Source organism: Rhodococcus tibetensis (assembly GCF_024438035.1).
Lineage (GTDB): Bacteria > Actinomycetota > Actinomycetes > Mycobacteriales > Mycobacteriaceae > Rhodococcus_F > Rhodococcus_F tibetensis.
Window position 1 is genome coordinate 56,961 of sequence record NZ_JANFQF010000025.1, and the last position, 19,384, is coordinate 76,344.

General features: G+C 66.0%; 18 protein-coding genes. 9 read left to right on the forward strand and 9 right to left on the reverse strand.

Annotated features, from left to right (window positions below):
• The first annotated feature begins 202 nt into the window (after positions 1–202).
• The 3 genes from NOF53_RS23650 to NOF53_RS23660 all read left to right on the forward strand — a co-directional run bounded on the left by NOF53_RS23650 (position 203) and on the right by NOF53_RS23660 (position 3,158).
• Positions 203–901 (forward strand): TetR family transcriptional regulator, encoded by a 699-nt coding sequence (locus NOF53_RS23650; protein WP_255973367.1) that lies wholly within the window; start codon positions 203–205, stop codon positions 899–901.
• 172 nt (positions 902–1,073) lie between these two features.
• Positions 1,074–2,234 (forward strand): acyl-CoA dehydrogenase, encoded by a 1,161-nt coding sequence (locus tag NOF53_RS23655; protein ID WP_255973369.1) that lies wholly within the window; start codon positions 1,074–1,076, stop codon positions 2,232–2,234.
• A 75-nt stretch (positions 2,235–2,309) separates the two neighbouring features.
• Positions 2,310–3,158 carry a 3-hydroxybutyryl-CoA dehydrogenase gene (locus NOF53_RS23660; RefSeq protein WP_255973371.1) on the forward strand — a complete coding sequence of 283 codons (849 nt, stop codon included), beginning with the start codon at positions 2,310–2,312 and terminating at the stop codon, positions 3,156–3,158.
• Here the strand turns inward: NOF53_RS23660 and ubiG are convergent.
• Entirely contained in the window at positions 3,155–3,979 is an 825-nt protein-coding gene (gene ubiG, locus NOF53_RS23665) for a bifunctional 2-polyprenyl-6-hydroxyphenol methylase/3-demethylubiquinol 3-O-methyltransferase UbiG (RefSeq protein ID WP_255973374.1), read from the reverse strand. The genes NOF53_RS23660 and ubiG overlap by 4 nt on opposite strands.
• 97 nt (positions 3,980–4,076) lie before the next feature.
• On the opposite strand from ubiG, the gene NOF53_RS23670 reads away from it, so the two are divergent.
• Genes NOF53_RS23670 through NOF53_RS23680 form a run of 3 tightly spaced genes read left to right on the forward strand, consistent with a single transcriptional unit; the run spans position 4,077 to position 7,835 of the window.
• A complete protein-coding gene (locus tag NOF53_RS23670) occupies positions 4,077–5,147 on the forward strand; it encodes a hypothetical protein (RefSeq protein ID WP_255973377.1) in 1,071 nt (356 codons plus the stop codon).
• The gene (locus NOF53_RS23675; RefSeq protein ID WP_255973379.1) at positions 5,105–6,364 is read left to right on the forward strand and encodes a serine hydrolase domain-containing protein; all 1,260 of its coding nucleotides are present in this window, start codon (positions 5,105–5,107) and stop codon (positions 6,362–6,364) included. The genes NOF53_RS23670 and NOF53_RS23675 overlap by 43 nt, the downstream gene beginning before the upstream one ends.
• 1 nt (position 6,365) lies before the next feature.
• Positions 6,366–7,835, forward strand: coding sequence for an MFS transporter (locus tag NOF53_RS23680; RefSeq protein WP_255973381.1), 1,470 nt, complete (start codon positions 6,366–6,368; stop codon positions 7,833–7,835).
• Here NOF53_RS23680 and NOF53_RS23685 read toward each other — a convergent pair.
• Positions 7,822–8,523: a GTP pyrophosphokinase gene (locus NOF53_RS23685; RefSeq protein ID WP_255973383.1), complete on the reverse strand. Its 702-nt coding sequence runs from the start codon at positions 8,521–8,523 to the stop codon at positions 7,822–7,824. The two genes, NOF53_RS23680 and NOF53_RS23685, sit on opposite strands and share 14 nt — an antisense overlap.
• Before the next feature lie 44 nt (positions 8,524–8,567).
• Here NOF53_RS23685 and NOF53_RS23690 point away from each other — a divergent pair, with 44 nt between their 5' ends.
• Entirely contained in the window at positions 8,568–9,011 is a 444-nt protein-coding gene (locus tag NOF53_RS23690; RefSeq protein WP_255973385.1) for an RNA-binding S4 domain-containing protein, read from the forward strand.
• Here the strand turns inward: NOF53_RS23690 and NOF53_RS23695 are convergent.
• The 4 genes from NOF53_RS23695 to NOF53_RS23710 form a co-directional block, all read right to left on the reverse strand.
• Positions 8,982–9,896, reverse strand: a complete 915-nt coding sequence (locus NOF53_RS23695; RefSeq protein WP_255973387.1) for a diacylglycerol kinase — start codon at positions 9,894–9,896, stop codon at positions 8,982–8,984. The two genes, NOF53_RS23690 and NOF53_RS23695, sit on opposite strands and share 30 nt — an antisense overlap.
• Positions 9,893–11,473, reverse strand: coding sequence for an FAD-binding oxidoreductase (locus NOF53_RS23700; protein WP_255973434.1), 1,581 nt, complete (start codon positions 11,471–11,473; stop codon positions 9,893–9,895). The genes NOF53_RS23695 and NOF53_RS23700 overlap by 4 nt, the downstream gene beginning before the upstream one ends.
• A gap of 90 nt (positions 11,474–11,563) precedes the next feature.
• The gene (locus tag NOF53_RS23705; RefSeq protein ID WP_255973390.1) at positions 11,564–12,832 is read right to left on the reverse strand and encodes an MFS transporter; all 1,269 of its coding nucleotides are present in this window, start codon (positions 12,830–12,832) and stop codon (positions 11,564–11,566) included.
• 44 nt (positions 12,833–12,876) lie between these two features.
• Positions 12,877–13,887, reverse strand: a complete 1,011-nt coding sequence (locus NOF53_RS23710) for an aldo/keto reductase (RefSeq protein ID WP_374212661.1) — start codon at positions 13,885–13,887, stop codon at positions 12,877–12,879.
• Between the two features lie 125 nt (positions 13,888–14,012).
• On the opposite strand from NOF53_RS23710, the gene ilvD reads away from it, so the two are divergent.
• Entirely contained in the window at positions 14,013–15,707 is a 1,695-nt protein-coding gene (gene ilvD, locus NOF53_RS23715; protein ID WP_255973394.1) for a dihydroxy-acid dehydratase, read from the forward strand.
• A gap of 66 nt (positions 15,708–15,773) precedes the next feature.
• On the opposite strand, the gene NOF53_RS23720 is transcribed toward ilvD, so the two are convergent.
• Together NOF53_RS23720 and NOF53_RS23725 are read right to left on the reverse strand one after the other, a co-directional pair.
• Positions 15,774–16,427 carry a S1 family peptidase gene (locus tag NOF53_RS23720; protein ID WP_255973397.1) on the reverse strand — a complete coding sequence of 218 codons (654 nt, stop codon included), beginning with the start codon at positions 16,425–16,427 and terminating at the stop codon, positions 15,774–15,776.
• Positions 16,428–16,537: 110 nt separating this feature from the next.
• Positions 16,538–17,248, reverse strand: coding sequence for a DUF6319 family protein (locus tag NOF53_RS23725; RefSeq protein WP_255973400.1), 711 nt, complete (start codon positions 17,246–17,248; stop codon positions 16,538–16,540).
• A gap of 151 nt (positions 17,249–17,399) precedes the next feature.
• Between NOF53_RS23725 and NOF53_RS23730 the strand changes: the two genes are divergently transcribed.
• Positions 17,400–18,449, forward strand: coding sequence for an adenylate/guanylate cyclase domain-containing protein (locus tag NOF53_RS23730; RefSeq protein WP_255973403.1), 1,050 nt, complete (start codon positions 17,400–17,402; stop codon positions 18,447–18,449).
• A gap of 211 nt (positions 18,450–18,660) precedes the next feature.
• On the opposite strand, the gene NOF53_RS23735 is transcribed toward NOF53_RS23730, so the two are convergent.
• A complete protein-coding gene (locus NOF53_RS23735; RefSeq protein WP_255973406.1) occupies positions 18,661–19,323 on the reverse strand; it encodes a TetR/AcrR family transcriptional regulator in 663 nt (220 codons plus the stop codon).
• Positions 19,324–19,384 lie beyond the last annotated feature (61 nt).

Below are 19,384 nucleotides of genomic sequence, written 5' to 3' on the forward strand. Positions count from 1 at the left end.
CGCGCGCGGTGAGTCTGCCGAGACAGCGAGGTGCGGGAGCCGGCGCGGTTCTCCCGTCTCCGAGATGGGTACCTCACGTAGTCCACGGCACACTCGAATTCGCCCCACCCTCACCAGGACGGACACACTATTTCGAGTATCCGCCCCTCAAAGCACCGGCGTCCAGGAAACGGCAGGTTCGGCACCGATGGATACTGGGCGCATGACCGAGCGACTCGACACCCCAGGGATCGATGCGGCGGACTTCCGGGTCCATGTCGTCACGCAGGCCATTCGCCTTTTCGCCGAGAACGGCTACGAGGCCACCACCGTCGAGCAGATCGCGACGGCCGCGGGGGTGTCCCGCCGCACCTTCTTCCGTCAGTTCCGGTCCAAGGAAGACGTGATCTTCGCCGACCACGAATCGTTGCTCCAGCAGGCGGGTGACTACCTGACCTCGGAATCCGACGACCCGTGGGCCGCTGTGTGCAGGACCGCGGGCCTGGTGTTCGACCGGTTCCAGGAGAACCGTGAGCTGTCCGAGCGCCGGTACCGGGTGGTGCAACGCGTCCCGGCGCTGCGTGACCGCGAAATCGTGACCGGCGTGCGGTACGAGCGGCTGTTCGTCGACTATCTCCGCAACGTGGTCCCTACCGAGCCGGTGCTGAAGGTGATCGGCTTCGCGGCCGCCGTCACCGCGTGCCACAACCATCTTCTGCGGAACATGATCAAGGGTGATGTGGGAGCCACCGCCGATGCGTTGGACCGCGCCCTGCTCGACGTCCGCCGGACGTTCGGGGTGGCGCCGGGCGCACCGTCGCAGGAGCAGGACGCGGTGCTCGTGGTGTCGTATCCGCCGGGAACCCCGGTGGAGGAAATCACCGGCGGCATCGCGGCTCAGCTGTCGCGGCGGAACCCCTGAGGTGCCCGCCACCACATCCACCCTTGACTGGCACTGAGTGCCGTGGTTGACTGCATGGTATCGGCAGTACTATGCCCGACGACGAACATTGCAGCGCATCCGACGCGGACTAACCCTGGCACGGAGTGCCGCACGAGTATCGGCGTCGATGCAATCGACAAGGAGCGCCACCATGGCCGGAAACCCGGACTTCGATCTGTTCAAGCTCGCAGAAGAGCACGATGAATTGCGATCCGCGATCCGCGCGCTGTCCGAGAAGGAGATCGCGCCTTACGCGAAGGAAGTGGACGAGGATTCCCGGTTCCCTGAGGAAGCACTCACCGCTCTCGTGAACTCCGGCTTCAACGCCATTCACGTACCCGAGCAGTACGACGGTCAGGGCGCCGACTCGGTCGCCACCTGCATCGTGATCGAAGAGGTCGCCCGCGTCTGCGGTTCCTCCTCCCTCATTCCGGCGGTCAACAAGCTGGGCACCATGGGCCTGATCCTCAACGGCTCCGAGGAACTCAAGCAGCAGGTGCTGCCGCAGCTGGCTTCCGGTGAGGCGATGGCCTCGTACGCACTGTCCGAACGCGAAGCGGGATCGGACGCCGCGAGCATGCGCACCCGCGCGAAGCAGGAAGGTGACAACTGGATCCTCAACGGTTCCAAGTGCTGGATCACCAACGGTGGCAAGTCCAGCTGGTACACCGTGATGGCCGTGACCGACGCCGACAAGGGCGCCAACGGCATCTCCGCGTTCATGGTCCACAAGGACGACGAGGGCTTCGTCGTCGGCCCGAAGGAGAAGAAGCTCGGCATCAAGGGCTCGCCCACCGCCGAGCTGTACTTCGAGAACTGCAAGATTCCCGGCGACCGCATCATCGGCGAGCCCGGCACCGGCTTCAAGACGGCGCTGCAGACCCTCGACCACACCCGGCCGACCATCGGTGCTCAGGCAGTCGGCCTCGCGCAGGGCGCACTCGACGCAGCCCTCGCGTACACCAAGGACCGCAAGCAGTTCGGCAAGTCCATCAGTGACTTCCAGGCCGTCCAGTTCATGCTTGCCGACATGGCGATGAAGGTCGAGGCCGCGCGCCTCATGGTTTACACCTCCGCGGCACGCGCCGAGCGCGGCGAGAAGAACCTCGGCTTCATCTCCGCCGCCGCCAAGTGCTTCGCGTCGGATGTCGCCATGGAGGTCACCACGGACGCAGTCCAGCTGTTCGGTGGCGCCGGCTACACCACCGACTTCCCCGTCGAACGCATGATGCGGGATGCGAAGATCACCCAGATCTACGAAGGCACCAACCAGATCCAGCGCGTCGTCATGTCGCGTGCCCTGTTGAAGTAGGCGGCTACGCCGCCCGTGCGTGGTTAGCGAGTCTCTGGACTCGCTAACCACGCACGGGCATCACTAAGGAGAATCGTGGAACTAGTAGGAGTGATCGGCGGCGGCACCATGGGCGCCGGCATCGCCGAGGTATGCATCAAGGCCGGAAGCTCGGTGCTGATCCTCGAAACCAAGCAGGAGTACGCCGAGGCCGCGCAGGCTCGGATCGAGAAATCGCTGGCCCGCGGCGTCAAGGCAGGCAAGCTCGACCAGGATGCCGCGGACGCCGCGCTCGCCCGCGTGCGCGTCACCCTCGACCTCGACGAGTTCGCGGACCGCGACCTCGTGATCGAGGCTGCACCGGAGATCGAGTCGCTCAAGGTCGACATCTTCCAGAAGCTCGACAAGATCGTGAAGCCGTCCGGCATCCTGGCGTCGAACACGTCATCCATCCCGCTGATCAAGATGGCCAACGCCACGCAGCGCCCGGGGCAGGTCGTCGGTATCCACTTCTTCAACCCGGTTCCGGTGATGCCGCTGGTAGAGATCGTGGTCAGCCTGGTCACCTCCGAGGAGACCGTCACCGCGGTCACCGACTACGCGAAGAACACGCTGCGGAAGAAGACGGTGCGGGCCGGTGACCGCGCGGGCTTCATCGTCAATGCCCTCCTCATCCCGTACCTCACGTCGGCAGTCCGGATGCTCGAGTCGGGTTACGCCACCGCCGAGGACATCGACGAGGCCATGAAGGGCGGTTGCGGCTACCCGATGGGTCCACTGACCCTCATCGACACCGTGGGCCTCGACATCACCCTGGCCGCGGCGGAGTCGCTGTACGCGGAATTCGCCGAGCCCCACTACGCTCCCCCGACGCTGCTCAAGCGCAAGGTCGATGCGGGACACCTGGGCAAGAAGAGCGGTAGGGGTTTCTACGACTACAGCTAGTTCCCCGCCTGCGGGAGCCCGTCGCGAGGTCGCGGCGGGCTTTCGCCGTTCTTGACGGCGTACCCCATGTAGGAGATGGCGGTACTGCGCACTTGCCCGAAGTCGAGTCGACGGCTCAGCTCTCCGTAGCTCAATGTCCGCCCGCCGGCCCGGACGAGGTCGAGGAGGCGGAGCGGATTCTTCGACCTCGGCCCGAGTCCCACGATCGCTCCGAGTCGCAGCCCGTGCTGCTCCATGACGGATTCCAGTTCCTGCGGTCGCACACACATGGACCAGTCGTGGATGGGGGTATCGAACATCCTGGTCATGCGCCATTCCTGCATGATCTTGATGGCAACCAGTTTGCTGACGAAGGTGCGGTTGATGGTGTCGAACAGGTACAGGCCACCCGGCTTCAGCGCCCTGGCCGTCTCGGCGATCACCCCGTCGAGATCGGAGACGTGCTCGAGGACGTCGCAGCAGTAGACGACATCGAATGAGGCGTCCGGCACCGGCAATTTCTCCCCGGCCCCGATGCGGTACTCGATGTTCAGATCAGCGTCGATGGCGTGGCGGCGCGCAGTAGCGATCGACACCTCCGACGGGTCGACACCGACAACCCGGAAACCGATGTGGGTGAACTCTTCCGCGAGAAATCCTCCGCCGGAGCCGACGTCGAGCGCGCAGAGTCCGCGATAATCGGATCCCAAATGCTCGGTGAGCACCGTGCGAAAGTACGCGAAGCGTCCGGGCGTGAGACTTCCGTGCAGCAGGTTGAGCGGGTTGTCCTCCTCCCACCACGATTCACCTCGACGGTTGTAGACGTCGTTGTCGATGATCACGGACCACCTTCCCAATCCAGGACGCACGAAGACATGGTCCACCCTTCCCCTGCGCGTCGATCTCTTCAACCCGGCAGGTGTGCGCGATGCTCGTCCCATGACCGTCCGGGTTGCACACGTCGGCATGGTGCTGGGTGGGTTCGTCACCGGCGTGGCGCTCACGTCGCCGATGCCCAGCGAGTACGCGTTCATGATCGACAGCTTCCGCCACGGGACGCTGTACTCCAGCGGCGCAGCGGGTGCAATCCTCGGCGCTCTCGTCGCTGCGGTCGTGGCCGCAAGCATGCGCACCCGACTCGGCTTGGCCATATCGGCGGTGTCGGGCCTGGCGCTTCTGGCGATCGGCCCGGTGATCGGTTCGTCACCGGTTGTGCTGTACACCAACGGTATCGGTGTGGGACTGCTGCTGGGCGGTTTGGCGGGTATGTCCTGCACGAGCGACCGCGTCCGGCTTCAGACCGTCCTTGCGGCGGGTGTGGTCGGCGGACTCCTCCTGGCGGAACCACTCGACCAGTACCGGCCCTCCACCGCTGTGCCCTCGCAGTACGCGGACTACCTCCCCGAGCCACCGCACAACACCGACCTACTTGCCCTGGCGGTCCTCGCGGTGACCGCGATCGTGATGGTGGTCGCGCTGCAGTCCGGCGACTTCGACGGGCCGGCGGAGCCCTGGGCTCGGAGTGACTTTGGTTCCGGTCGTCATCGCCGCGGCAGTGTGGTTGGAGAAACGAACCGGAACAGTCCTTCTCGCCGCAATGGCGTTCATCGCGGCGGGCGAGGGCACGCAGACGGCCTGGTACACCGATTCGTGGCTGTGGTTACTCGCTCTCGTGGCGCTCGGCGCAGCACTCGGCCGGGCACTGCCGCATTCACCTTGCCATCAAGCCTGCCGTCGAGCGCGCCCGTGAGTGCCACGTCACTGGCTGCGCCTGCAGCCCTCGCGATTCCCTTGACGGCCGATTTCGGCTGGACTGCCTATACTCCCCTCGACGGGGGTGAACCCGCGCTGGAGCCGAGCGCATGGGATGGAATATCGACCGCAGCCCCGGTGGTCGCCATTGTGGCGTGCGGGGTGGCAATCGCCTATCTCCAGCGCCGACCCGCCCGATGGTGCAACGCTGAGATATGGCACTTCTTCGGCGGGCTTTTCTGTTGGCGTGCGTCCTGACTCTGGGAGCTGCGTGCACGACGAGCGATCCGCCGCCGGGCCCGGCCACCTCGGCGAGTGCGGCCTCGCCGGGAACGGTATCGGCCGATCCGGCGCAGGCCGACGGGGTGATGCAGATCGTGCGCGACGCGATGGCACAGTCCCATCTGCGGGCGGTGATCGTACGTGTCACGGTGGACGGCAGAGAGATTGTCACCGAGGCCCTCGGCGAGTCCATGACGGGGGTGCCGGCCACCACCGACATGCATTTCCGCAATGGCGCGGTGGCCATCTCCTACGTTTCCACGCTGCTGCTCCAATTGGTCGACGAGAAGAAGGTGAGCCTCGACGACAAGGTGTCGACATGGCTGCCCGACATCCCGCATGCCGACCGCGTGACGCTCCGTCAGCTCGCTCAGATGACCTCGGGTTACGTCGATTACGTCCTCGGCAACACCGAATTCGACAAGGCCATCTACGCGGACCCCTTCCGCAACTGGACGCCCGAAGAACTCTTGTCATTCGCCACTTCGAAGCCACTCCTGTATGAGCCCGGGACCAACTGGAATTACGCTCATACCAACTACGTCATCCTCGGGTTGGCGCTCGAGAAGATCACCGGTCAGCCGATGACGACGCTCATGCAGGACAAGGTGCTCGGCCCTCTCGGGCTCGACAACACCACTGATCCGGGAACGGCGGCAATCACCGAGCCTGTCCTGCACGCGTTCTCGTCCGAACGACGGGAGGCACTGCAGATTCCACCCGGCGCACCGTTCTACGAGGAATCGACCTACTGGAACCCCTCGTGGACCATCACCCACGGCGCCATCCAGACCTCGAATATCTACGACCTCCACGACACTGCGGTAGCGATCGGCACCGGCGAACTTCTGTCACGTGAGTCGTACGAGGCCATGGTCTCGACTGACTTGCGGGGCAAGACCACCACCCTTCCCGGCTGCACCACTTGTTTCCCGCAATCGGACGACTACACCTACGGGCTCGGGCTGCCCATCGTCGGCAACTGGTTGATGCAGAATCCCCTGTTCAGCGGATACGCGGCCGCAGAGGCGTACTTGCCGTCGCAGAAGATCGCGATCGCCGTGGCTGTCACCTACGACCCAGCAGCGTTCGACAACACCGGCGCGTACAAGAATGAGGCCGATATCCTGTTCCGGAAGATCGGCGCGTACCTCGCGCCCGACGACGCCCCGGGCGTTCCGGCCGGAGCCTGACATGACACCGGCTCTCCGGTTGAACACGCGACAGGGCCGCTGGGTTGTGACCGCGACCGTCCTCGGTTCCGGCCTTGCCCTTCTCGACGGCACGGTGGTGAACATCGCGTTGCCGCACATCGGGGAAGACCTCGGATCCGGAGTCGCGGGTCTGCAGTGGACGCTCAGTGGCTACACCCTGGCGCTGGCGTCCCTGATTCTGCTGGGTGGGGCGCTTGGAGACCGCTGGGGCCGAAGACGTGTCTTCGTCTGGGGGACCGTGTGGTTCGCCGTGGCGTCGCTGCTGTGCGGTCTCGCGCCCGACATCACGTTTCTGGTGGTCGCGCGCATTCTTCAGGGGATCGGAGCGGCGCTGTTGACGCCGGGCAGTCTTGCGTTGATTTCGGCATCCCTGCACGAGGACGACCGGGGTGCGGCGATCGGACTGTGGTCCGGACTCGGTGGGGTGGCGGGGGCCGTCGGACCGTTGCTCGGCGGGTGGCTCGTCGAAGTCGCGGGTTGGCGGTCCGTCTTCTTCCTGAATCTTCCCCTTGCCGCCGTCGTCGTGTGGGCGTCGATTCGCCACATACCCGAGAGCCGCGATCCTCATCCGCCGGATCACCTGGATGTACTCGGATCGGTGTTCGCCGTGCTCGGGCTCGGCGCACTCACCTACGGGCTGATCGAAACGAATCCGATTGCCGGGGTCTTCGGGGCCGTAGCTCTCGCCGCATTCGTCGTGGTGGAACGCCGATCCCCCGCAGCCCTCGTACCGTCCGCACTTTTCTCCTCCCGCATGTTCGTGGCAGCGAACCTGGTGACATTCGCCGTGTACGCGGCGATCGGCGGGGTCTTCTTCCTGTTGGTGATGCAGCTTCAGCTGGTCGCGGGGTATTCGCCGGTTGCGGCGGGCGTCGCCACCGTGCCCATCACACTCGCGATGCTGGCCCTGTCCTCGCGCGCCGGTCGCTATTCGCAAAAACACGGTCCTCGACTACCGATGACAATCGGCCCGGCACTCGCGGCCGCCGGTCTGCTTCTGATGACGCGGATCGGGTCCGAGGCGTCGTACTGGTCCGACGTCCTGCCCGGCGTGATCGTGTTCGGACTCGGGCTGTCGGCGATTGTCGCCCCGTTGACCACTGCGGTTCTCGAGTCGGTCCCGGTCGAACAGGCCGGTATCGCGTCAGGGGTCAACAACGCCGTGGCGCGCACCAGCCAACTACTCGCGGTTGCCGCGCTGCCGGGCCTCGCCGGGATCGACGCCGCAAGCCTGGCCGATCCCGTCAGCTTCTCGCAGGGCTTCCGGATCGCGATGTACCTGTGTGTCGCCATGCTCGTCGTCGGGGCGATCATCGCAGCAGCCCTCATCCGCACTCCTGCAGCACCGGCACAGGTTCTCACCGGTTCCGTTGCTTGCCAACCACATTGCGATCTGACCGGCCCCGCTGTGCAGCCGACCGCCGTGCGATCCGGTTCTAGTCCGGAATGACCCGCAGTGTGGTCCCCGAGCCGCGGACTTCCTCGTGCAACGCCTCCATCTTCACATCGAGGTGCCGGGCCACGTCTGCGGCGTCTCTCAACTCTCCCAGCAGCGCCTCGGGAACCACCTTGTCGTACTTGTAGAAAATCTTGTGTTCGAGGCTCGCCCAAAAATCCATGGCCACCGTCCGGATCTGAATCTCGACACGTACCGACTCCACTCGATCGGACATGAAAACGGGAACCTCGACGATCAGGTGCAGACTGCGGTAGCCGTTGGCCTTCGGCTCCGCGATGTAGTCCTTGACGGCTACCACGGTGATGTCCAGCTGACCGGTGAGCATGTCACTGATCCGGTACGCGTCTTGAATGAAACTGCAGGTGATGCGGATCCCGGCAATGTCGTGGATGTTCTCGCGGATGGCGTCCAGGGTGAACGGGAGTCCTTTGCGGGCAGCCTTGCCGAGGACGCTGTCCGCCGACTTCAGCCGCGACTTCACATGTTCGATGGGGCTGTAGTCGTGGATGTAGGTGAACTCGTCCTTCAAGATGTTGATCTTGGTCATCATCTCGTCGATACCGAACTTGTACGACATGAGGAAGCGAGTGAACTCGCGCCGCTGGTCGAAATTCAGGAGCTCCCGAAGATCCTGCTGCCCACTGGCGTCACGCGCCACGTCCGGTCCCGATGTCGCCATGAGCTCGATGGTACCGGAAGCGGAATTAGCGGCTCCGCTTATCGATGTCCCGCCTCTCGTATTCTGGTCGGGTGGCGATTTCCGGTACCGACCCCGCGAGCGTGCGCGTCGACAGCTGGACCTGGGCGGTGAGGCTGTTCAAGACGCGCTCGGCGGCGGCTGCAGCGTGCCGATCCGGGCACGTGCGGGTGAACGGTAGCCCCGCTAAACCGGCGCAGCCGGTGAAGGTGGGCGACGAAGTCCGTATTCGCGCCGCCGGGACCGAGCGCATCGTCGGGGTGACCCGTCCCATCGCCAAGCGGGTGGGCGCAGTCGTTGCCGTCGAGTGCTACACCGACAACACGCCGCCGCCTCCGCCCCGCGAACTCCTCGCTTCGCTTCCGCAACGCGACCGCGGGGCCGGAAGGCCGACCAAACGGGAACGTCGGGAAATGGATCGGCTCCGTGGGGTGACGGACTCAGGCCGGAGTGTGGCTGAGGATGTGTAGCGCCCCCGGCACGGCCTCGATCGTCACCGGGAGCGGACCGACTCGGTCGCCGTCCGCGTAGGCCGTGATGCCTTCGCACTGCAACCGCACCGTCCGTGAACGATAGGTCTGCACTTCGGGAAGATCCACATGGGTGCCCTTGTAGACCCGGGGGAACAACCGGACCAGCCGCGCCCGTGACCCGAAACCCACCACGGTGACATCGAGGAGGCCGTCGGTCTTGTTCGCTCCCGGGCAGATCTGCATCCCGCCGCCGTAGGATCGGCCGTTACCCACCGCGACCAGCGTGGCGTCCGCCTGCACGGTGGCGTCGTCGAGTTCGATCCGGTAGCTCAGGGGACGAAGTTGCGTGAGTTCCGCCAGCATGGCTAGGTTGTATCGCATCGGCCCCTTGGGCCACGTCATCCGATTGGCCCGGTCGGTGACGAGCGAATCGAAACCGCTCGCCACCACCGTGCCCGCCCAGACGACCGCCCCATCCGTGAGCGTGATCCGGGCGAGATCCGACTCCTGGACCTCACCGTCCGCGATCACATCGGCCGCCGCGACCGGATCGCCGACGGGAACCCCGAACTCGCGTGCATGATCGTTTCCGGTACCTGCGGGGATCAGCCCGATCGGGGTTCCCGACCGTGCCGCGGCCTGCAAGCCGATACTGATCGCACCGTCCCCACCGACGACGACCAGCGCATCGGTGCCGTCATCGATGGCCCGGCGGGCGAGCGTGCGCGCATGATCGGCGTCGGTCCCGATGATTTCGGTGACCGTCACACCGCGATCACGCAGCCGCGCCACGCCCTTACGTCCCGCGACCGGGGCATGGCCGTGCCCGGCCAGCGGGTTGATCAGGACCGTGACCCGCTCGACGGTCTTCGTCGTGCTCACGGAATCAACTTCCCGGGATTGAGGATTCCTGCCGGGTCCACAGCATCCTTGATCGCCCGCAGGATGGTCACCCCGAGGTCGCCGATCTCCTTCCGCATCCACGGGCGGTGGTCGGTGCCGACCGCGTGGTGGTGCGTGATGGTTCCGCCGGCGGCGACGATCGCGTCACCCGCAGCGGTTTTCGCTTTCCGCCACTGCGCGAGAGGATTTGCCGCCTGTGCACAGACCACCGTGAAGTAGAGCGAGGCCCCCGTCGAGTAGGTGTGCGAAATGTGGCACAGGACGAGCGGTGGAGTGCCCTGCTCGGACAGCGCCGAGGTGAGGGTCGACGTGACCGCCGCACGGAGCGCAGCGAGATTGCCCCAGTGCGTGGAGGTTTCGAGGGTTTCGCAGAGTGCACCGGCGTCGAGCAGGGAGTCGCGTAGATAAGGTGCATCGAAACGTCCGTGCTCCCAGCTGTTCCCGGGATCCGCCCCCAACGACGTGCCACCGTGCGCCTGCAGCACCGCGCGAGCCTCGGCCACCCGCTCAGCGGTGTGCGCGGCGGTGCCTTCGAACGTGGTGATCGCCAGGCAGCCACCGGCGACGGCCTCGTCACCGATCTTGTCCGTGGTCGCCAGGTTCACACCGGTTTCGGCCTCGTCGGACAGTCGCAGCACGGCGGGAACAGCACCTTCCTGCCGCAGGGCGCGCAGGGCGGCGGCGCCCGTCTCGAAGTCGGGGAAGTTCCAGCCCTCACGCACGGTCGCTTCGGGAACGGCATGCACCCGCACACGCACCCGGGTGATCACGCCGAGCGTTCCCTCAGAGCCGACGAACAACTCCCCCAGATCCGGTCCCGCAGCAGACGCCGGCGCCCGTCCCGTGTCGAGCGTGCCGGCAGGGGACACGACGCGCAGGCCCTCCACCATGTCCTCGAATCTGCCGTAGCCGGCGGACGCCTGCCCCGACGAGCGCGTCGCCGCGAAGCCGCCGATGGTGGCGAACATGAAACTCTGTGGGAAGTGCCCCAGCGAGAAGCCGTGCGCCCCGAGTAGCTCTTCCGCACGCGGCCCCGTCACACCGGCGCCCAGGGTCGCGACCCCGGAGTCGGCATCGAGATCGAGTAGGGCATCGAACCTCCGGAGATCGAGCGACACGACGGTGGCGAACCGGTCGCGCACCGGATCGAGACCGCCAACGACGCTCGTGCCACCCCCGAACGGCACCACTGCGATCGAGTTCTCCGTGCAGTACCGCAGCACCTCCGACACCTCGTCGTCGGTTCCCGGGGTGATCACCGCGTCGGGCGCATTCTGGGGTTCGGTGCTCCGGCGACGCAGCAGGTCGAGAGTGCTCTTGCCGCCGGCACGGAGAAGGCGATCGGTGTGCGCGGTGCTGCAGAATCGATCTCCGACGATGGCTGCCAGGGCGGCCTGGTCCTTCTCGTGCAGGGCGCTCGGCGCGAGAACGACGTCGTCCGGATTCCGCTCCCCGGCCTCCGCGATTTCAACCCCCAGCGCCTGGTGCAACAGGTTTTTGATCCCGTCGGGAAGAACCTTCCGCTTCTCCGGCGCACCCCAGGCGTCCCACTGCATCGGGGGTGCCGTCATGACCGCCTGATCATCCGATCGCTCACTGCTCATGCGTTATAGTGTTACATATTATGTAAGAGTGTAACTAGGGCTTCAGCGTCGGCCGCGCTCCCGCCACACCTGCCGGATGGGGCGAAGGACCAGTCCCATCTGCCTGCGCGTCTTGCCGCGGGTCACCAGCACACCGATGATCGCGACCGCCCACACCGGGTACTGCACCAGCCAGGCCACGCGGAAAGCCGCAAACGAGTACCCTCCCATAGCGTCGAGGATGAGCCCCATCGCCTGAATGACCAGCAACGACGCAAGAAATCCGCCGATGTTGACCATCCCCTGCGCGGTGCCCATGCTCGTACTCGGGTTGAACATGCGGGCGTAGTCGAACCCGATCATCGAACCGGGACCGCCCACCGAAATGACCATCACGAGCAGGACCAGCATCCACAACGGCGCCGGTCCCGGAAGCGCGAGGACCGCCGTCCACATCGCCGCATTGCTGATCATGATCGACAACACGAGGTACGACCGGCGCATCGGGAAACGCCCGCTGAGGATGCCGATGATCGGTCCGGCCACGATCGCCGAGATCACCGACAGGGTGAGCAGCGAACCTGCCTCCGCTGCCGATCGGCCCTGCGCCGACCGCAGGTACGGCACACCCCAGAGCAACGCGAACGTGGTCATCGAGAACTGCGTGCCCATGTGCGTGAAGAACCCGAGCCGAGTGCCCGGACGCGCCCACACGGCCTTGATCTGCCGTCCCACCTCCCGCAGTCCCGCGGGCGCGGCCACCACCTCGAGGCCGGGTGGGGAATTCCGGATCACCGACACAGCAAGCACGAAAGACAACAACCCCAGCGAGGCAGCGCTGCCGTAGGCGAAGTTCCACCCCGGCCCGTTCAGCAACAGCATGAGCGGCAACGCCGACAGGATCTGGCCGATCTGCCCGAAGATGCCGGTCAACTGGGACACGAGAGGAACGCGTCGCGGCGCGAACCACTGCGGCACCAGACGCAGCACCGAAATGAACGTCAACGCGTCGCCGATCCCGACGAGCACCCTGGCCGCGATGGCGATCGGCAACGATTCGGTGAGCGCGAGAATCAATTGCGCCGACGCCATGATCAGGGCGCCGGACGCGATCATCCGCCGCGAACCGTACCGGTCGAGGAGCACTCCCGCCGGAATCTGCATTGCCGCGTATACCACGATCTGCAGGACGACGAAACCCGACAGCACGCTCGGACTGATCGAAAAGCGTTCGGTCGCAGCGAGACCCGAAACACCGAACGAGGTTCGGTGGAGGACGGCGACGATATAGGCGATGACCCCGACACCCCACACGAACCACACTCTGCTCATCGCAGATCAAACTACTCCCCGGCGACGGTTACCCGCCGGTTGCGTCATTCTCGCCCGAACGACACCCAGCTGGGATCGGCCGAGCGGTGACCGACGGTGAGGTCGGCGAGCAGGTCGAGGCGAGCGATCTGATCGTCGCTGAGCGACAACTGAAGAGCGCCGGCATTCTCCGCGACGCGGGCAGCGAACCGAGTTCCCGGGATGGACACCGTCGGCAGCCCGAATGCGCGCCCTTTCGCCTCGAGCCACGCCAACGACACCTGGGCGGGGGTCGCATCGAGTTCAACGGCCACCTCGCGAATGACGTCGAGCACCTTCAGATTCGCCGGAACTGCGTCGTCGCCGAAGCGCGGGAAGCGTCGGCGCAGGTCGTTCGCACCCACGGCGGCCGGGTCGTAGGTGCCTGTGAGGAAGCCTCGACCGACCGGCGAGTACGGCACGAAACCGATGCCGAGCTCCGCCGCCGCCGGGACGACGTGACGTTCCACGTCGCGGCTCCAGATGCTCCACTCACTCTGGATCGCGGCGATGCGATGCACTCCCGACGCGCGCCGCAGTTCGTCCCCGGTGGCCTCGGACAGACCGATGTGCCGGACCTTGCCGGCGGCGACCTGATCAGCGATCGCCCCGACGGTCTCCTCGACCGGCACCGTCGGGTCGACGCGATGCAGGTAGTACAGGTCGACGTGGTCGACACCGAGCCGGGCAAGCGAGGCCTCGAGCGCCTGCGCCACGTACTCCGGCTTGCCGTTGATGCCGCGCTGCCCGTTGGCGATGTTGCCCACCAGGCCGAACTTGGTGGCCAGCTGCACTTCTTCGCGGCGCTCCTTCAGCACCTTGCCCACCGCCACTTCACTCGCACCTTCGCCGTACACGTCGGCCGTATCGATGAACGTCACACCGATGTCGACTGCATGGTGCAGGGTCGCCAGGGCTTCATCAGGATCGACGGGTCCGTATACCGGGGCGACGGACATGGCGCCGTACCCCTGCGCGCTCACAATAAGTCCTTCGGACAGTTGCACGGTGGGGAGAGAGTTACTCATGCCGACCATCCTTACCGAATCGGCGGCCTGGTGCACCGCCTGGAATCGCAATGATCGATATGCGGGTCGGGTAGCTCCGGCCTGCCACCGGATTCGGGCGACCGGGCTGTCGGCGCGCGCCTAGGCTGTGACTCATGACAATCTCGGATCCGAAGCCCCGCAGCCGCGACGTCACCGACGGACTGGAGAAGACCGCAGCCCGCGGAATGCTCCGCGCGGTGGGCATGGGCGACGACGACTGGGGGAAATCGCAAATCGGCGTCGCATCGTCGTGGAACGAAATCACCCCCTGCAATCTCTCGCTCGACCGCCTCGCCAAGTCGGTGAAGGACGGGGTTCATTCCGGCGGTGGATACCCGCTCGAGTTCGGCACCATCTCCGTCTCCGACGGGATCTCCATGGGACACGAGGGCATGCACTTCTCCTTGGTGTCGCGCGAGGTGATCGCCGACAGCGTCGAAACGGTGATGCAGGCCGAGCGCCTCGACGGTTCGGTCCTCCTCGCCGGGTGCGACAAATCGCTGCCCGGGATGCTGATGGCCGCCGCCCGGCTCGACCTGGCCAGCGTCTTCCTCTACGCCGGCTCCATCCTGCCCGGTATCGCGAAACTGTCCGACGGCAGCGAACGACAAGTCACCATCATCGACGCGTTCGAAGCGGTCGGCGCCTGCTCCCGCGGACTGATGAGTCGTGAAGATGTCGACACCATCGAGCGCGCCATCTGTCCCGGCGAAGGTGCCTGCGGCGGAATGTATACCGCCAACACCATGGCCAGTGCCGCCGAAGCACTCGGCATGTCCCTTCCCGGCAGCGCCGCTCCCCCGGCGACCGACCGCCGCCGCGACGGCTTCGCCCGGCGCAGCGGCGAAGCCGTGGTCGAACTGCTTCGCCAGGGCATCACCACCAGCGACATCCTCACCAAAGAGGCCTTCGAGAACGCGATCGCCGTCGTCATGGCGTTCGGTGGATCCACCAACGCCGTCCTGCACCTTCTCGCCATCGCTCACGAGGCCGGGGTCGACCTGACCCTCGACGACTTCAGTCGGGTCGGAGCACGCGTCCCGCACCTGGCGGATGTCAAACCGTTCGGCTCGCACGTCATGACGGATGTCGACCACATCGGCGGTGTTCCCGTCGTCATGAAGGCACTCCTCGACGCCGGACTCCTCCACGGCGACTGCCTGACGGTCACCGGCAAGACCATGGCGGAGAACCTCGCGGACATCGCGCCCCCGGACCCGGACGGCAAGGTGCTCCGTGCGATGAGTTCACCGATCCACCCGACCGGTGGCATCACAATCCTGAAGGGTTCGCTCGCACCCGGGGGTGCCGTGGTGAAGTCGGCGGGTTTCGACTCCGACGTGTTCACCGGCACCGCCCGCGTCTTCGACCGCGAGCGAGCCGCCATGGACGCCCTCGAAGACGGCACCATCACCGGTGGTGACGTGGTCGTCATCCGCTACGAGGGACCCAAGGGCGGTCCCGGAATGCGGGAGATGCTGGCCATCACCGCCGCGATCAAGGGCGCCGGCCTGGGCAAAGACGTGCTGCTCCTGACCGACGGTCGCTTCTCCGGCGGCACCACCGGCCTCTGCGTCGGCCACGTCGCACCCGAGGCCGTCGACGCCGGCCCCATCGCTTTCGTGCGCGACGGGGATCAGATTCGGCTCGACGTGGGTACCGGAACCCTGGACCTGCTCGTCGACGAAGACGAGCTCACCGCCCGGAAGAGCGGCTGGGAGCCGCTCCCGCCGCGCTACACCCGTGGAGTCCTGGCCAAGTACACCAAGTTGGTCGGCTCCGCTTCCGGCGGCGCCGTCTGCGGCTAGGCGCTCCGCGCCCGTGAGTGGTTGACGAGTCCAGAGACTCGCTAACCACTCACGAGCCCGGAGGGCTTAAATGGGCCGGAAGCCTGCGCCTGCGCCGCCGCTCGCATTCATGTCGGCGACGATCACCGACATGTTGGTTCCGACCTCCGGGCCGATGCACGGAGCAACCAGATACGCGTTGACCATGGCAACGAGGGTGGTACCGACAACCATCGGTGCGCCGGAGTCGCCCTCCACCACACATGCCTGCGTCCACGTCTCCTGAGTTTGCATCAGGTCGCCGTACACGATTCCGCAGGTGTTGCCGGTGGTTCGTCCTTCTTTACATCCGACCTGTGGGAAGGCGGCCGGAGCCCCGATCTGGGTGATGGTGACATTGCCGACCCGGTTGACCGGCACCACTTTCCCGCGATCGAATTGGATCACCGCATAGTCGAGCGCAGGGTTCGACTTCACGAACGTACCCACCACCCCGGTGTCCAACGCCGCTTCGGCCACCACGGTGGAGCCGACATCACCGCAATGACCGGCCGTCAAACCGACCAGGCGACCGCCGCTGTCATTTCCGATGGTGGTGAGCGTGCACACCAACTCGTCGTTCATCACGATCCCCGAACCACCCCCGAGGACCGCCGGAGGTGCGGCCGTGGCGATACCAGTGCCGAAAAAACCCAGAAGTCCCACCGTGGCTGCAACAACCGCCGCGAATCGTCTCAACATGTTCGAACCTTCCCGGAAATGAGCCCCGACGGCCGCGTGTCTCCCCATAAGAATCCCACCCCGCACATTGCGAGCGTGGGGGAATGGGACGGAGAATCACACGCCACAGCTCACTCGCCGGCGCCGAGCGCCTCCAGCGCCTTTCGGGCGTCCTCCAGTTGCCTGCTCAACTCCTCCACCCGCGCCGCAGCCAGGTTGCGCGCCGCAACGATGATCGACTCGACGGCCTCGATCGCCGTCTCTTCTCCCAGTTCCCGCACGGCACGCTCCACGGCCTCCGGTGGGACGGGGACGGCCTTTCCCGGGCGCTTGGCCCCGTGCGCGACGGTGACACTCCAGTCGTTGTCGGCTCCGGCGTGAATGGTGACACTCACCCCTGCGGGCGCCTTCTTGGTTGTCCGTCTCGCCGGCGCCGCGGCCGGCTTGGGTGCGGCAGCGACGGGCTCGGGCGCCGACACCGTGCGAGGCGCCGGAGCTTTGGCGGCGGCAGGCGGACCGGGCTCGATCGCCTGGTGGACAACGGGCTTCACGGGGGCTGGCGTGGGTGCCGCCCTGGGCGCCGGAAGACGCTTCATCATGAGCTCCTCCGCTTCGAACGGAAGCTCGTCGTCGACACCCTTGGGCCGGATCATCACCGTGTTGCCCTGCACCGAAAGAGCTTTCGCCGACGCTCCTGCTTCGAGGCGAAGACTCGGCATTGCCTCGCGCAGATACACGGTGGCACGTCTGCCCTCCGCGATCGCGACAGCCAGGGTCTCGAGATTCTCCGCTGTCAGGTGATCCGGTGTGTCGGCTGCACCGGAACGTCTACGGGGCGGCATGGCGCTGTCCTTTCTGGGGCGGTCTCGCGACCGGGCTCGTGAGCCCAGCAACTCTCGCACACACCACCGACGTTTCCGCACCGGGCGGGCCCGCACAATGGCAGATTGAGAGGGCACATCGAGGGACGGATACGCGGGCGAGAGGACAGCAGTGGTCTCGGACATTAATGACGACGAGACGGAGACGGTTCCGGAGATCGAGCCGAGCCTGCTCCGCGACATCCAGGCCGACCTCGAAGAGTCACTGCTCGGTGGCCCCCGGCGGTACACCCGGGTGGAGATCGCCGAATTCGCGGGAGTGTCCGTCGAACGCGCGGACCGGCTCTGGGTATCGATGGGTTATGCGGTGGACAAGGACCCCCACGGGGTGATGTTTACCGAAGGAGACATCGAGGCGCTGCGCACCATCGCGTCTCTCGTCGATCGGGGGATCATCTCGCCGGACCGCGAAGTGGCGGCCGCCCGTGCGCTCGGCCAGTCCATGTCCAGGCTGGCCGAGTGGCAGGTCTCGCTGATCAGCACCCACATCGTCGAGCAGCTCGCCGGCTCCACCGAGAGTGATCCGCACGCGATCCGGCGGCAGGTGCGCGAACTGACGGCCGACATCCTTCCCGCGGTCGAGTCGCTGCAGGCCTACGTGTGGCGACGTCATATTGCGTCCACCACTGGCCGCAATGTCGGAAACCCCGGCGAGGAAGTGGCGAGCCGCACTCTGGTGGTCGGCTTCGCAGACATCGTCGGGTACACCTCGCTCACCCGCCAACTGGGCGCGCGGGACCTCGCCGATCTGCTGGAACGGTTCGAGTCCGCCTCGGCGTCCGTGATCGGCGGGCATCACGGCTGGGTAGTGAAGACTGTGGGTGACGAGGTGATGTTCGCCGTCGAGTCACCGTCCGACGCCGCCGACATCGCCTTCACCCTTCAGGAGCAGGTGCTCCCCGACGAGGGCGACCCGAATCTCCGGGTGGGCCTCGCAATGGGACCGGCTCTCGTTCGATTCGGGGATCTCTACGGCTCCGTCGTCAACACCGCGGCGAGACTGACCAGTTCGGCCCGTCCCGGCACGGTGCTGATCGACGACGAGCTCGCCGGCGCACTGGCCGACACCCCCGGCTGCTATCTCAAGCAGCTACGGCCACGACGGGTCCGGGGCATACGACGGCTCGAGCAGTACGTGCTGCGACGAGACCGCGCGGGCTAGTTCTCGTCTGTCAGCTTCCGAAGGGCAGGGTTCCGGGTGGGATGGAGTATCCGCTGCTTCCCGCGGCGACTCCGCCCCACGCACCGAGAATCCAATTGAGCGCATCAGTGATCATCGAGAAGCCCTTCCCACATCATCCTTGTCGACACGCCCGGCGATTGGGTGCCCGGCGCAGGAGCCACGGTAACGATGCGGCCCCGAACTGTCGACGTCATTGAGCCTGAGCTGGCGGAACTTTGGCAATCACCGGTGACGGCCGCGACGCGATCTGTGCGGCGCGTGCTGCCAGGAAGTCGTCGACGATCTGTTCGCAGGCCTCCCTGCCCAGCGGGGTCAGCGTCGCGAGGCGGGTGAAGACGAGCGGGCCCACCAACTGGGCGAGCGCGAGGTCGTAGTCGAACTCGCCGAGCCGCTCGGCCGCCTCCGGTGTCTCGAAGATTCGGTCGAAAGCCGCCCGGTACTGCTCGACGATCGTCTGCCTCAGCGTGCGCAGTTCCGGCTTGTCCGACTCCATCGCGGCGGTGCTGGAATAGTCCTCGAGCGCCGGGCCCATGCCCAGCCAGCACATCGCGGTGACATGCATCGGTGCGCTCTCGATGAGGGTGGCCTGACTGATCATCAACTCGACCAGCCGGTCCCGGAGATCGCCGTCCTCCGACACGGTCGGCGCAGGCGGAATGAGCCGTCCGAATGCCGCGGCCACCAATTCGGTGCCGTTGCCGAAATGCCGGTACAGCGTGGCGCGAGCCACCTTCGCCAGTGCGGTCACGGCGTCGATGGTGACGGCTTCCGTGCCACCTTTGGCGAGCAGAGTCGTCGCAGCGTCGAGGAGTCGTGCCCGGGAACGCTGCTTGCGGGGATCCTGCTCGGTCATCTGCCGCCGTTTCTCGCCATGGAACCACTTGTGAACTAACAGTCTACCAACGATACTGGCA